This is a genomic window from Photobacterium sp. GB-1, assembly GCF_003026165.1.
Classification (GTDB): Bacteria; Pseudomonadota; Gammaproteobacteria; order Enterobacterales; family Vibrionaceae; genus Photobacterium.
Map to the genome: position 1 here is coordinate 1 of NZ_PYOB01000002.1, position 13,824 is coordinate 13,824.

Annotated in this window: 11 protein-coding genes and 4 tRNA genes; 4 read left to right on the forward strand and 11 right to left on the reverse strand. The window is 40.7% G+C overall.

Features of this window, described 5'->3' with window-relative positions:
- Nucleotides 1–48: 48 nt before the first annotated feature.
- From C9J45_RS02665 to C9J45_RS02695, 7 genes are all read right to left on the reverse strand, one after another.
- Nucleotides 49–122: transfer RNA gene (locus tag C9J45_RS02665), tRNA-Cys, on the reverse strand.
- 19 nt (nt 123–141) lie between these two features.
- Nucleotides 142–228, reverse strand: a tRNA-Leu gene (locus tag C9J45_RS02670).
- Nucleotides 229–291: 63 nt separating this feature from the next.
- Nucleotides 292–367, reverse strand: a tRNA-Gly gene (locus C9J45_RS02675).
- Nucleotides 368–386: 19 nt separating this feature from the next.
- Nucleotides 387–460 (reverse strand) — tRNA-Cys (locus C9J45_RS02680).
- 213 nt (nt 461–673) lie between these two features.
- Nucleotides 674–1,810 (reverse strand): carboxynorspermidine decarboxylase, encoded by a 1,137-nt coding sequence (gene nspC, locus C9J45_RS02685; protein ID WP_369918772.1) that lies wholly within the window; start codon nt 1,808–1,810, stop codon nt 674–676.
- A 55-nt stretch (nt 1,811–1,865) separates the two neighbouring features.
- Complete coding sequence (locus C9J45_RS02690) at nt 1,866–3,110, reverse strand: carboxynorspermidine synthase (protein ID WP_107206348.1); 1,245 nt, start codon at nt 3,108–3,110, stop codon at nt 1,866–1,868.
- A gap of 40 nt (nt 3,111–3,150) precedes the next feature.
- The gene (locus C9J45_RS02695; RefSeq protein ID WP_107292115.1) at nt 3,151–6,060 is read right to left on the reverse strand and encodes a pyridoxal phosphate-dependent class III aminotransferase; all 2,910 of its coding nucleotides are present in this window, start codon (nt 6,058–6,060) and stop codon (nt 3,151–3,153) included.
- A gap of 778 nt (nt 6,061–6,838) precedes the next feature.
- Between C9J45_RS02695 and nirB the strand changes: the two genes are divergently transcribed.
- From nirB to cobA, 4 genes are all read left to right on the forward strand, one after another.
- The gene (nirB, locus tag C9J45_RS02700) at nt 6,839–9,388 is read left to right on the forward strand and encodes a nitrite reductase large subunit NirB (RefSeq protein ID WP_107292116.1); all 2,550 of its coding nucleotides are present in this window, start codon (nt 6,839–6,841) and stop codon (nt 9,386–9,388) included.
- Nucleotides 9,385–9,711 carry a nitrite reductase small subunit NirD gene (nirD, locus tag C9J45_RS02705; protein WP_107206345.1) on the forward strand — a complete coding sequence of 109 codons (327 nt, stop codon included), beginning with the start codon at nt 9,385–9,387 and terminating at the stop codon, nt 9,709–9,711. Before nirB ends, nirD begins: the two co-directional genes overlap by 4 nt.
- A gap of 113 nt (nt 9,712–9,824) precedes the next feature.
- Nucleotides 9,825–10,640, forward strand: coding sequence for a nitrite transporter NirC (gene nirC, locus C9J45_RS02710; RefSeq protein WP_107292117.1), 816 nt, complete (start codon nt 9,825–9,827; stop codon nt 10,638–10,640).
- A 39-nt stretch (nt 10,641–10,679) separates the two neighbouring features.
- Entirely contained in the window at nt 10,680–11,534 is an 855-nt protein-coding gene (cobA, locus tag C9J45_RS02715; protein WP_107246038.1) for a uroporphyrinogen-III C-methyltransferase, read from the forward strand.
- 89 nt (nt 11,535–11,623) lie between these two features.
- Here the strand turns inward: cobA and C9J45_RS02720 are convergent, their stop codons facing one another.
- The 4 genes from C9J45_RS02720 to C9J45_RS02735 all read right to left on the reverse strand — a co-directional run bounded on the left by C9J45_RS02720 (nt 11,624) and on the right by C9J45_RS02735 (nt 13,732).
- On the reverse strand, nt 11,624–12,028 hold the full coding sequence (locus tag C9J45_RS02720) for an MAPEG family protein (RefSeq protein ID WP_107246036.1): 405 nt from the start codon (nt 12,026–12,028) through the stop codon (nt 11,624–11,626).
- Nucleotides 12,029–12,042: 14 nt separating this feature from the next.
- Nucleotides 12,043–12,330, reverse strand: a complete 288-nt coding sequence (locus tag C9J45_RS02725; protein ID WP_107290553.1) for a putative quinol monooxygenase — start codon at nt 12,328–12,330, stop codon at nt 12,043–12,045.
- A gap of 13 nt (nt 12,331–12,343) precedes the next feature.
- Nucleotides 12,344–12,814: an NUDIX pyrophosphatase gene (locus C9J45_RS02730; RefSeq protein WP_107292118.1), complete on the reverse strand. Its 471-nt coding sequence runs from the start codon at nt 12,812–12,814 to the stop codon at nt 12,344–12,346.
- Between the two features lie 126 nt (nt 12,815–12,940).
- Nucleotides 12,941–13,732 (reverse strand): SDR family NAD(P)-dependent oxidoreductase, encoded by a 792-nt coding sequence (locus C9J45_RS02735; RefSeq protein WP_107246060.1) that lies wholly within the window; start codon nt 13,730–13,732, stop codon nt 12,941–12,943.
- Nucleotides 13,733–13,824: the final 92 nt, after the last annotated feature.

The window sequence follows — 13,824 nt, forward strand, 5'->3', positions numbered from 1 at the left end:
TTGCGCTCTACCAGCTGAGCTAGTGTCGCATAGATTCTCATAAGAGAATGGAGGCGCGTCCCGGAGTCGAACCGAGGTCCACGGATTTGCAATCCGCTGCATAGCCACTCTGCCAACGCGCCATTTTACTTCTCAATTAGATGGTGCCCCGGGCCGGACTTGAACCGGCACAGCGCGAACGCCGAGGGATTTTAAATCCCTTGTGTCTACCAATTCCACCACCAGGGCACGCAATTTCTTGCGATGGTTAGACACCATCTGTGATTACCGCTTTCGCCATAATCTTTAATTTGGAGCGACACACGAGGTTCGAACTCGTGACCTCAACCTTGGCAAGGTTGCGCTCTACCAGCTGAGCTAGTGTCGCATAGATTCTCATAAGAGAATGGAGGCGCGTCCCGGAGTCGAACCGAGGTCCACGGATTTGCAATCCGCTGCATAGCCACTCTGCCAACGCGCCGCAAAATTCCTAAAGAAGTTATCTTCTCCAGAATTTTTTGCCCTCAACGAGTCACCTCGCTGCGGTACGTGGTGTAATTTACTGATTTTACAGAATCAGTCAACGAAAAATTATGACTTTTTATTTAACTGGTTAAATTCCATAACATCGAACCATAAATCAGCCCATAAATGATCAAAAACCAGACAATCTTATTGTTTGAATTTAGTTTGCTTATAAGATTGCAGATCGCGATAACGATGCAGCAAAATCCTCATAACTAAATTCATTAAGTTTTTCGATACTGCCATTACTGCGACGGCAATAAATACTTGGCATACGTAAACCATTAAACCAATTTAACTTCACCATGGTATAACCTGCGCTGTCTGCAATATGTAATTTCTGTCCAATCGTTAATGGCTGTTCAAAACTGGCAACACAGAATTGATCGCCTGCTAAACAAGAACAGCTGCCAATCACGTATTGATGGCTCCCCTCTTTTGACGATTCTGTGATTGTTGCGGGTTCATTATAAATTAAGGTATCAAGCCGATGTGCTTCTGTCGCACTGTCTACAATGGCAGTTTTCATACCGTTCTCGACAATATCAACCACAGTCACCACTAAGTCAGTCGTTTGGGTAATAATAGCTTCACCCGGCTCAAGATATAACCGAACATTAAAACGCTCTGAAAATGCTTTTAATGCAATAGCTAACTTTTCTAGCTCGTAATCCGGCCAAGTAAAGAAAACACCGCCACCTAAACTCACCCAATCAAGTTTTTCAAGATAACGCCCGAAACGTTCTGATATAGAGTCTAATAACGCAATAAACGCATCTGCACTTTTATTTTCACAGTTCATATGAAACATCGCGCCATCGAGTTCATCAAACAGTTCATCTGTTAATAGGTTTTCTTGCACCCCTAGACGCGAATATTGACGAGCAGGATCAGCTAAATCTTGCCCTGCACAACTTATCCCCGGATTTAAACGTAGACCAACAGACGCTTTACCGTCAGCCAAATGGCGATGAGCTTGCAATTGAGAAACAGAGTTGAAAATGATTTTATTACAGTACTGTAGAACATCTTCTACGTCTTCTTGACTATATCCCACACTATAAGCATGCGTTTCACCACCAAACTTTTCAGCACCTAATCTAACCTCAAACGGCCCACTGCTGGTAGTACCATCAAGATAAGGCTTCATGACATCAAACACGCCCCACGTGGAAAAACATTTCAATGCAAGGACGAGTTTTACTCCGGATAATTGTTTTAACTTTTTAGCTTGTTCTAAATTGTTGATCAGCTTCTGCTCATCAATCATGAAATATGGCGTTTTCAATACGGCTTTCTCTTTTATATAAGTAAGAAAGCGAGCCTGCTTCTATATACAAGCTCGCTTAAATAGATGTGTCTTATTTCAAGATGTGAATATCAGGCTGACCAACAGGCAATTCTTGAACATGCCAATCTAAACCAATGGTTGGCATTGTTGCTAAGAATGGATCTGGGTCTAGCTGCTCCATATTGAACACACCTTTATCAGCCCACTTACCATTAAAGAACTGTAATGCGGCAGTAATAGCAGGAACACCTGTTGTGTATGAAATTGCTTGATGCTCTACATCTTCATACGCCACTTCATGATCAGCGTTGTTGTAGATAAACACACTGCGCTCTTTGCCCTCTTTCTTTCCTTGTACCCAAGTACCGATACAGGTTTTTCCTGTATAGCCAGGAGCAAGCGATGTTGGATCCGGTAATAACGCTTTAAGAACGTGCAGTGGTTGTACAACAGTACCATCATGCAGCGTGAGTGGATCTGGGCTTAATAAGCCAATATCACGCATACAATTAAAATAATTGAGGTATTTGTCACCAAAGCCCATCCAAAATTCAATACGTTTTGCTGGAATAAATTCCTGCATTGAACGTACTTCATCATGTGCCATAGAATAAACTTTATGCTTACCGACTAACGGGAAATCAAATTCAAGCATACGGCTATGACAACCGACTTGTTTCCATTCACCGTTTTCCCAATAGAATGAATCACCTTGAATTTCTAACATATTGGTTTCTGGATCAAAGTTAGTCGCAAATTTCTTACCGTGATCCCCTGCATTCACATCCATGACATCAATGGTGTCGATTTCATCAAACAAATGCTTTACGGCATAGGCTGCAAACACACTAACAACACCCGGATCAAAACCTGCCCCTAAAATGCCAGTGATCCCCGCTTGCTTGAACTTCTCACGGTAACCCCATTGCCAATCATAAGCTTGAGGCACTTGCTGACCTTCAGAGCATAAATCAACAGCAACAGATGTATCGAGGTAAGAAACTTTCGCTTGATAGCACGCTTCCATGATTGACATATTGACCCACGGAGGCCCTGCATTAATAACCAAATCAGGTTTCACGTCTTCAATTAAAGCAACTAATGCATCAACATCGTCTGCATTGACAGCACGTGCTTGAATTGTCTTTGTCGGATCTTTTAGATTACTTTTCTTATCAATCGAGCTAATGATCTTTTCACATTTGCTGATTGTACGGGAAGCTAATGTAATATCACCCAATACATCATTATTCTGCGCCGCTTTATGTGCGACAACCCAGCCCACACCACCAGCACCAATTTGTAAAATAGCCATTATTTCTTTCCTTTTAAATTCATTTATCTGTGTGGTTGTCTTACTGAGTTGAAGACAATAGCGATTGACCTAATTGAGAGACTTTATTCAATAAGGTTTTAAAATCGTTAATAGTTAAACACGGGTTTAAAATTGTGAACTTCAATGCCACTTTATCGTCAACAACAGTTTCACCCAGTACAGCTTGTCCTTGTACTAATGCATCTATACGCAATTGTTTATTCAATTGGTTAAGCTGCTGCTCACTTACGTTTGCTCCTTCACCTACAAAACGTAAAAGCACGGTAGATAAAGCAGGATCGGCCAATAACTCAAATTGCGGTTGTTGATTAACTAAATCGGCGACATGCTGCGTTTGATTAATAAGATGGTCGTACATTTCACCTAATGCATCAGCGCCAACGCTTTGCATAGTCATTAACACTTTTAAAGCATCAAAACGCTTAGTTGTTGCTATTGATTTATCCACTAAATTTGGCAGTAAATCATCTTCACGATTAAGATAATCAGCATGGTGGAGCAGGTATTTAAAGTGCGCTTTATCTTTCACTAACACTGCACCACAGCTAATCGGTTGAAAGAAAAGCTTATGAAAATCAACGCTTAAAGAATCCGCTTTTTCAATGCCATGTAATCGACTTTGATGACGACTTAAAATCAGTGCGCCACCGTATGCCCCATCAACATGGAACCAAAGATTGTGACGAGCGGAAATATCTGCCAATCCGGTAAGATCATCAATTGCACCGTGATCTGTTGTCCCAGCAGTGCCAACGACGGCAAATGGAATAAGATCATCGGCTTTTAATGCTTCAATAGTGGTAATCAATGATGCTAATTGAATAGTGCCATCAGGATTGGTATCAACACAGACTACAGATTGTTCACCAAGCCCCATCAACGACGCTGATTTTTGCACCGTGAAATGGGATTTTTTCGAGCATAATATACGTAGTTTATCCGCGTATGATGGCAAACCTTGTTGCTGAATATTATGACCAGAGATCGTGTCTGCAGCCCAATCGCGTGCTAACAATAATCCCATCAGATTGCTTTGTGTTCCCCCACTGGTAAACACACCATCTGCTTGTTGGCCTAATTGATAAACATCGCACAACCAGTCAACAATTTTCTGTTCAACAAACGTTGCTGCACTGGCCTGATCCCATGAATCCATTGACTGATTCAATGCGGCAATAAAAGCTTCTGCTGCAATAGCAGGGATAAGTGGCGGGGTATGCAAATGCGCTATACAGTGTGGATGTTGCACCATAATTGAGTGCTTCGCGATAAGATCGCCTGTTTGATCAATCACGGCATCAAGTGAGGATTGTGGCTGATTTAAATCAATGCCATTAATTAGCGTTTTTAATAATTGAGGATCCATCCCCGAATAAGGCTGATTGGTTTGTTCAAAGACTTTTTTTAGTACTTGAGTCGTTTGATTCAGTGCCGTTTCAAAGCTCTCAGATCCGCCTTTACCTGTTTGAATAAAGTACTCTTTCCAATTAGCTTTATTATCCGACTCTAACACCAATCCTTGTTCAATCGGTTCAACATGGGCCTCAATAGCCTCTTTAACCGTATTAATCACAAAATCAAGTTGTTCAAAGCTAATGATAAGAGGCGGTAAAAAGCGTAATACCGAGCCTTGACGCCCACCTTTTTCAATAATCAAACCGCGCTCTAATGCAGAGCGTTGAATCGCAGCGGTTAACTCAGGATCGGCAATCGGCTCATCAAACTTATTCTTACTACCATCAGATTGGACAATTTCGATGCCCAACATTAAGCCTTTACCGCGCACTTCAGCAATACAGCTTGTTTGTGCTGCCACTTTTTCTAAACCGCGACGCAGATACATACCTGCTTTTTGGGCATGCTCAACTAAACCGTCTCGTTCGATAATTTCTAACGTTTTTGCGCCTGTTGCCATCGCTAGCTGGTTGCCACGAAATGTGCCGGTATGCTCTCCAGGATTCCAACTATCAATCTCTTTATTAAAAACAAGGACTGACATTGGCAAACCACCGCCCACCGCTTTTGATAAACAAAGAATATCTGGCGTGATCCCTGATTCTTCAAACGCAAAATTGTGACCAGTTTTACCAATACCGCATTGGATCTCATCAAAGATAAGTAGAATGCCATGCTCTTGCGTTATTCGACGTAATTCTCGCAGCCAAAAAGCAGGCGCAGGAATAACCCCGCCCTCACCTTGAACAGGCTCTACAATGATGGCTGCAGGTTTTTGGATGCCGCTTTCATCGTCACTCAGCATACGTTCGATATAACGTAAGCTTTGTTTTGCGCCTTCATCGCCAGACAAACCATACGGACAGCGTAATGAATAGGGGAATGGCAGGAAATGTACATCAGCCATTAACCCTTGACGGCGAGATTTCGTGTTTAAATTTCCCATCATAGCCATCGTGCCATTTGTCATTCCATGATAAGCACCATGAAAAGCGGCCAGGGTATTTCTACCTGTTGTTTGTTTGGCAAGTTTAATCGCAGCTTCTACCGCATCAGCCCCTGTTGGACCACAAAATTGCACACAGGCATTATTCGCAAACGATTCGGGGAGGAAGTTCAACAATTGCTTAATGAATTTATCTTTAGCAACCGTTGTGATATCGAGAGTTTGATATGGTAGACCTGATTCTAATTGGTCAACAATTGACTTATTAATTTCTGGGTGATTATAGCCAAGTGCTAGTGTTCCTGCCCCAGCTAAGCAATCTACAAATAATTGCCCACGGGTATCTTCAACTAATACACCTGCCGCTTTCGCTATTGCTAAAGGTAAACGTCTTGGGTATGAACGCACATCCGATTCATAGTGCTCTTGGCTTAATAACAATTCATCAAGCGTTAAGTCATATAAACCATTAACAACAGGCACTGTTGTTGATAGATCAGTGTCGCCAAAATTAAAAAGTGTAGACATATTTCGTTCCTGTCATCACTTAGCTTTTGCACAAAAAACGTAACAAAAGATAAGCAAAAACCATATTAATAACGATATAAATACCGAGTTAAGATTTTTAAAGATGAAACCACACTCAAAATACAAATATGCAGAAGCAATAAGCACCTGCAGTAATATGCAACTCTATGTTTAGTGTGATTTTTGATCAGGAACGATCAAGGCTCCGTAATAATACGGTATTTTGGTAAATGAAAACCAAAATGAAATGAAAGTGATAATAGATCCACTGTTGGGTCCCTTAAATATGTGTCAGCTATTACAAAACTGAACATCGTATAAATTCCCTTCTATTTATGCTGATAAGCATAAATACCTACTGCGTAATTGCTAGATGAACTACGTTATTATCTTACTCAAGCTAAGACTGGGCAAAAATACCACAACCTATTAATAAAAAACAATATTGAAAAATAAAAAGATACAAACTTTTACAATTAATTATGTTCGAAAATTTAGCCATAATTCGACTGTTACTAGAGCTAAAACAACCTTTAACATTACCCCACAAAAAGCCCAATAAATATAAATATCATTATAATTCAATAAGGTAAAATAATTAACAACATACAAACTAATAGAATCGAAGACGCTTTATTATAAAATCGTAAATCTAACGTATTGATTTTCTGAAATACCACTAAAGTAGTATTTAGAATGCCACTTGATTTAAATCATATTTCTTCACATTTTGTCTTAATACACTACAACCAATTTAAGGTATGGTGAAGTAGGTTTTATGAGCAAAATTAAATTGGCAATTATCGGCAACGGTATGGTCGGCCACCGTTACATCGAAGAATTAATAGATAGATCGAATATCGAAAACTACGAAGTAACCGTGTTTTGTGAAGAACCCCGTGTCGCATATGACAGAGTACATTTATCTTCTTATTTCTCTCACCATACAGCTGATGAGCTTTCTCTTGTTAAGCAAGGACTTTACGAAAAACATGGAATTAATGTTTTGCTCGGCGAACGCGCCATTAACATTAATCGTGAACAAAAGCTTATTCTCTCTAATACAGGTCGTGAAATTCGCTACGATAAACTCATCATGGCAACCGGATCTTACCCTTGGGTTCCACCCATTAAAGGTAGCGAAAACAAAGACTGTTTTGTTTACCGCACGATCGAAGATCTTAAAGCGATTGAATTAACCGCTAAACGCAGTAAAAGTGGCGTTGTCATCGGTGGCGGACTACTTGGCTTAGAAGCGGCTGGCGCACTAAAAGCACTGGGCGTTGAAACTCATGTTATTGAGTTTGCTAATGTCCTTATGGCTGAGCAACTTGATCCTCAAGGTGGTCAGCAGCTACGAAACAAAATAGAACAACTCGGCGTAAATGTTCATACAGGTAAAAATACCCAAGAGATCATCCCTTCCGGTGAAAATGCACGTAATACTCTGCAATTTGCAGATGGCACTTCTCTTGAAGTTGATTTCATCGTGTTTTCTACCGGTATCCGTCCGCAAGATAAATTAGCTACACAATGTGGACTAACAACAGGTCAACGTGGTGGTATTGCCATTAATAACGTTTGCCAAACATCAGATGCCGATGTTTACGCCATCGGTGAATGTGCTTCTTGGAATAACATGTTCTTTGGTTTAGTGGCGCCAGGTTACAAAATGGCACAAATCGCGGTTGGTCACTTATTAGGAGAAAAGCAGCAATTTGAAGGTGCTGACATGAGCGCCAAATTGAAGCTACTCGGAGTAAAAGTTGGCAGTATTGGTGATGCTAATGGCCGTACTAAAAACTGTAAAAGCTATGTTTATTTAAACGAACAAGAAGAAGTGTATAAGCGCATTATTGTTTCTGAAGATGGTAAATATCTTCTAGGAGCCGTACTTGTTGGTGATACATCAGATTACGGTAACCTTTTACAATTATCGCTAAACAATATTGAGCTACCAGAAAACCCTGACAGTTTAATCTTACCTGCTCATGCGGGTGCAGCAAAACCAGCCATGGGCGTGGAATCCCTACCAGAAAGCGCCGTGATGTGTTCCTGTTTTGATGTGACTAAAGGTAAGATTGCAGCAGCGGTTGCTGATGGACATACGACATTAGGCGAAATCAAAGCCGTTACCAAAGCGGGTACAGGCTGTGGCGGTTGTTTACCTCTTATCACGCAAGTGCTAAACAGCGAACTCGCAAAAGCCGGTATTGCAGTAAATAACCACCTCTGTGAACACTTCGCTTATTCTCGCCAAGAGTTATTCCACTTGATCCGTATTGAAGAGATCAAGTCATTTGATGAACTATTAGCGAAATACGGTAAAGGTTACGGCTGTGAAATCTGTAAGCCAACCGTTGGCTCTATTTTGGCTTCTTGCTGGAATGATTATGTACTAACGCCTCAAAATACCCCACTGCAAGATACCAACGACATTTTCCTTGGCAACATGCAAAAAGATGGCACTTATTCAGTGATCCCTCGTATGGCAGGTGGTGAAGTAACACCTGCTGGATTACTCGCCGTTGCACAAGTCGCTAATGATTATAATTTATATACCAAAATCACAGGCGCACAACGTATCGGTTTATTTGGCGCACAGAAAGATGATTTACCTGCCATTTGGCAACGTTTAATTGAAGCAGGATTTGAAACAGGACAAGCCTATGCCAAAGCGCTACGTATGGCCAAAACCTGTGTCGGAAGCACATGGTGCCGCTTTGGTGTACAAGACAGTGTCGGCTTAGGTGTTGAACTAGAAAACCGCTACAAAGGTATTCGTACTCCTCACAAAATGAAGTTTGGTGTATCAGGTTGTACCCGCGAATGTGCTGAAGCACAGGGCAAAGACTTAGGTCTTATTGCAACAGATGCTGGCTGGAATATGTATGTTGGTGGTAACGGTGGTATGAAACCTCGCCACGGTGATTTACTGGCAGCCGATCTCGACCACGACACCTTAATCAAATATGTTGACCGCTACCTCATGTTCTACGTACGTACAGCTGACAAACTTCAGCGAACATCAACATGGTTAGAAAGCCTTGATGGTGGTGTTGAATACCTTCGTGAAGTGATCATTAACGACAAACTGGGTATTAACGATCAACTTGAAGCTGATATTGAAAAGCTGATTAGCTCTTACCATTGTGAATGGTCAAATACGTTAGATAACGAACAGCAACTAAAACGCTTTAGTCACTTTATTAACAGCGATAAGCGTGATGATAATGTCGTGTTTGTACCTAGCCGTGACCAACATCGTCCTGCATCTAACGAAGAAAAAGCCAACACTTACATCATTTCATTGGAGGAGAATGTATGAGTTCTTGGATCACTGCATGCCAATTAGACGATTTAATCCCTGGTACTGGCGTGTGCGCCCTTATTGAAGACAAGCAAGTTGCCATCTTTCGTCCCGATCATAGCGAACAACTGTTTGCGATAAATAATATGGATCCGTTTTCAAAGTCCAATGTGTTATCTCGCGGGCTTATTTGCCAGCACCAAGATGAATTATGGGTCGCTAGCCCATTAAAAAAACAACGCTTTTCTCTGCTTGACGGTCGTTGCTTAGAAAATTCTGCAATGAACATTGAAAGCTACAAAGTCACAGTCAAAGACGGCAATGTGTTAGTCCAACTGTAACGATAAGAATGGGAACTAGCCTCAGTGCTACTTCCCACTTTTTGGCATAAGTAACAAGCCCAGTACCGAACTTATTTATGCCAAAGAGTTTAATTTTATACAGGGACAAAACTATGTACGCAGACACAATTAAAAAATGTTCAGCCAATGCCGCACGTATCGTTGAATTTGCAGATAAGGAAAAATTCGGGTTTTGGTTAAGCTCAGCCATGGCGGGGGCTTATGTTGGTCTTGGCATCATTCTGATTTTCACTTTAGGCAATATGGTTGATCCCTCTATTCGCCCACTTGTTATGGGAGCGACCTTTGGTATTGCTCTTACCCTCGTAATTATTGCGGGCTCTGAGTTATTTACCGGACACACTATGTTTTTAACTTTTGGTGTTAAAACAGGCCAAATCACTGTCGCTGATACACTTCGCGTTTTACCACAAACATGGATGGGAAACTTACTGGGCTCAGTTGGCGTCGCGTTATTGTTTTTCTACGCAGGTGGCGGAAAACTATTACCTGATGCAAATAGCTTATTAAATAACGTCGCTCTTGCAAAAACAGACGCTTCAGCATCGGTACTTTTATTTAAAGGTATTTTATGTAACTGGCTTGTGTGTTTAGCCATTTGGATGTGCCAGCGTGTTGAAGGCTCAGCTAAATTTATTGCTATTTGGTGGTGCTTACTGGCCTTCATCGCATCAGGATATGAGCACTCTATTGCTAACATGACCATCTTTGCTCTTTCATGGTTTGGTCAACATAAGGAAGCATTCACCCTAGCGGGAATTGGTCATAACTTATTCTGGGTAACGGTAGGTAATACAATTTCAGGTGTTGTATTTATGGGCTTAGGCTACTGGTTCGCCACACCGCGTAACCAACGCCCATATTTAGGCTCTACGCAGAAAACAGAACCGCAACAGCAAGCCGCTTAATTGACAACCTAAAATAAAAATCAGCCTGGAGCTAATAGAATGACAACGAATGAAACTGTGTTTTCACTGCCAACCTCAGAAGAAGAACCTGCTGCTATCGGTAAAGTAATACTTGTAGGTGCAGGTCCTGGTGATCCTGATTTGTTAACAGTAAAAGCATTACGTTGTATTCAACAGGCTGATGTCATTGTCTATGATCGCCTTGTATCTAACGACATTGTTGAACTATTCCCTCAACATTGTGCACGCATTTTTGTGGGCAAAGAAGCAGGAAATCACTGTGTACCGCAAGGTGACATAAACCAAATTCTAGTAGCACAAGCACTCAGCGGAAAATTAGTGGTTAGACTTAAAGGCGGTGACCCGTTTATTTTTGGTCGAGGTGGCGAAGAACTAGAAGCCTTATTGCCGTTTAATATTCCCTTTGAAGTGGTACCTGGTATTACAGCAGCATCCGGTTGCGCCGCTTATTCTGGTATTCCATTAACCCATCGCGATCATGCACAAAGTGTTCAATTTATTACCGGACATTTAAAAGAAGGTAAAGATCAAATTGACTGGTCATCACTGGCTCGCGCTAACCACACTTTAGTCTTTTATATGGGGTTAAACCAGAGCCATGTTATTCGCCATAAACTCAGTGCGTATGGCATGTCGCTGGCAACACCTATTGCTATTATTGAACGTGGTACCAGTTCACAACAACAAGTACATACTGGTGATTTAGCACACTTAGAGATATTAGCCAAAGAGGCTGAAAGCCCAGCGCTTATTGTGATAGGTAGTGTTACGACCCTCACTCATCGCTTAAATTGGTTTAAAGCAAGACAAGAGATAGAAACACAAAGCTATCCAAAAGTTTATCAATATCAAGTAAACCGTAAGGTAAGCTAACGCAATCAAATAAAAGGCACTAAAGTTTATTACTAGTGCCTTTTTTAATACGTTTGTGACGATCATTTTTACAAGCAAAATAACTCAATTTACAGCCAAGCCATAACTGCAGTAACAAATAGTCCAATAAGCCCCAGTAAACTCACCGCGAAAAAGATACTGCGTAATACTTTTAAATTAAAGTAATAACACAACATATGCCCTATTCGTCCGAATAAATAAACCACAGCGAAGCCATTAATCCAGTGAGCAATGGGCTGAGAAAATAATGCAAACAGAACGAATACAATAAAGATCCCAAGGCTTTCATTACTATTAGCTAATGCTCTATTAGCACGAAATAAAAAGTGTTCATGGTTAGCTTCAATAGTAAAACCAGGGATATGCTTTTGACTAAGAATAGCAATATCTAATACGATTAATTGCAATAGTAACAACAATCCCAAAGAGCCAATAACCCAAATTGTCATTTTATAGGGAAGCAAAAACTCCATTGAATTATCCTTTTCTATTCGTTCTCGGTTTGCCACACCTCATAATGGCGTTCAACATTTGAAGTGACTCTCCCCCATTCAGATGCTTTGACTCGCCTTTGGTGATGTTCGAACGCAGTATTACTAGAAAACTCTTCATAAACATCAAAATAACAAGGAGAATGTGAACGTTGATAAACATTAAACACTAGACAGCCGGGCTCTTGCTTTGTTAATTCGACGTGCTTCTCAAGTGCTTTGCTAACAAGATTAAGTTCTTCTTCAGGAACGACAATAAATCCTTTTAATATCACTTTTCCCATATTTTCAATTTCCTCAATAATCTGGAATGTACTGCTTAATATCTACTTTAAAAAGAGACTCAATCGGCTTATCAACAAAATAGGCCCATACATGATCAAAAACACGGTGCTGATTGGGAAATGGCGTTAGTGCTTTTGCTTCTTCTAGTGTGCACCATTGATAATCTGTATGTTCGTGATTAAGTGTTACGGCTTGATTTGGAGGGCACATCACCACAAAAACAGGAATAATTTGCAGCACATTAACGTTGGCTTCAAAAAACTGTTGCAGATATTGGGCGTTATAAAGATCTACCACTTCAATTTGGGTCTCCTCTTTAAACTCACGGACAATGGCTTGCCAACCCGTTTCATCACCTTCGATAGAACCGCCAACATGACACCAATATCCACCTTTAACACGCTTCATGAGTAGCATCTTCATCACGCCATCAATTTCTGATAACGCAACGCCCGCTACAATCGAAGAATCAATCGGGATCATCATCACTCCTTAATTTGTTGATCACTACCCTTTTCTAGTTATACACGAATAGTTATAAAAAAACGGCTGCACATTGAGCCGTTTGATCAGTATAGAAAATTAACGTGATGAACTAATAAGTAAAACTCAGAAGCTCACTTTATCTGCATCAAAGTAATAGCGTGCTGGCGCGATATTCATACCACCTGTAACCGGCAAACAAACACCTGTAATAAAACCTGCCAGATCACTTGCTAAGAAACTCACCGCATTAGCAATATCTTCAGGCTCCCCCATACGTTTAATTGGCTGCGTCGCTAAGAAATTATCAATAAACTCTTGGTTTAAATTATTTTTCACAGCATCTGTCGCAATCATTCCTGGTAGTACTGCATTACAACGAATACCAAAACTCGCGTATTGAATCGCGATTTGACGTGTCATATGGTTAATGGCATTTTTTGCCGTGCCGTAAGAGATGCTCGACATTTCAGCACTTAAAGAAGACAGTGATGAGATGTTTACAATGCTCCCACCACCATGTTTAACCATCGTTGGAATAACTGCTTTTGATGGAATAAATACGCTATTTATATTAGCAAGCATATTCTGTTCCCAATCAACCACTTCAGTATGGGCTAAGTCACGATCTTTACGTAAATCAACACCGCCAAAGTTGTTAACCAGCACATCAATCTTTCCTTCTTTTTCAAGAATAGAATCAATCAACGGCGCGTAAGAATCATTATCGAACGCATTAAAAAACATCCCCGTTGCTTTACCGTTATTTTTGGTAATTTCATTAGCCGTCGCTGTTGCCTCATCAATATTCCAATCAGCAACATAGACATTGGCGCCTTGAGAGGCCAATAACTTACTACATGCCTTACCAATTCCTTGTGCGCCTGCTAGTACTAACACTGTTTTATTTTTAAACATAAACCACCCGATATCGAACAACGTTTTTATCCATTATATCTGTCACTTACAGGGAATAAATATAGATATTCGTCCAAATAATTACTGTTAAC

What these genes read in the sequence shown, in the direction of transcription:
- C9J45_RS02690 (WP_107206348.1), bottom strand. Translation starts at nt 3,110, where the DNA reads ATGGCTATTTTACAAATTGGTGCTGGTGGTGTGGGCTGGGTTGTCGCA.
- C9J45_RS02695 (WP_107292115.1), bottom strand. Translation starts at nt 6,060, where the DNA reads ATGTCTACACTTTTTAATTTTGGCGACACTGATCTATCAACAACAGTG.
- nirB (WP_107292116.1), top strand. Translation starts at nt 6,839, where the DNA reads ATGAGCAAAATTAAATTGGCAATTATCGGCAACGGTATGGTCGGCCAC.
- nirD (WP_107206345.1), top strand. Translation starts at nt 9,385, where the DNA reads ATGAGTTCTTGGATCACTGCATGCCAATTAGACGATTTAATCCCTGGT.
- nirC (WP_107292117.1), top strand. Translation starts at nt 9,825, where the DNA reads ATGTACGCAGACACAATTAAAAAATGTTCAGCCAATGCCGCACGTATC.
- cobA (WP_107246038.1), top strand. Translation starts at nt 10,680, where the DNA reads ATGACAACGAATGAAACTGTGTTTTCACTGCCAACCTCAGAAGAAGAA.
- C9J45_RS02720 (WP_107246036.1), bottom strand. Translation starts at nt 12,028, where the DNA reads ATGGAGTTTTTGCTTCCCTATAAAATGACAATTTGGGTTATTGGCTCT.
- C9J45_RS02725 (WP_107290553.1), bottom strand. Translation starts at nt 12,330, where the DNA reads ATGGGAAAAGTGATATTAAAAGGATTTATTGTCGTTCCTGAAGAAGAA.
- C9J45_RS02730 (WP_107292118.1), bottom strand. Translation starts at nt 12,814, where the DNA reads ATGATCCCGATTGATTCTTCGATTGTAGCGGGCGTTGCGTTATCAGAA.
- C9J45_RS02735 (WP_107246060.1), bottom strand. Translation starts at nt 13,732, where the DNA reads ATGTTTAAAAATAAAACAGTGTTAGTACTAGCAGGCGCACAAGGAATT.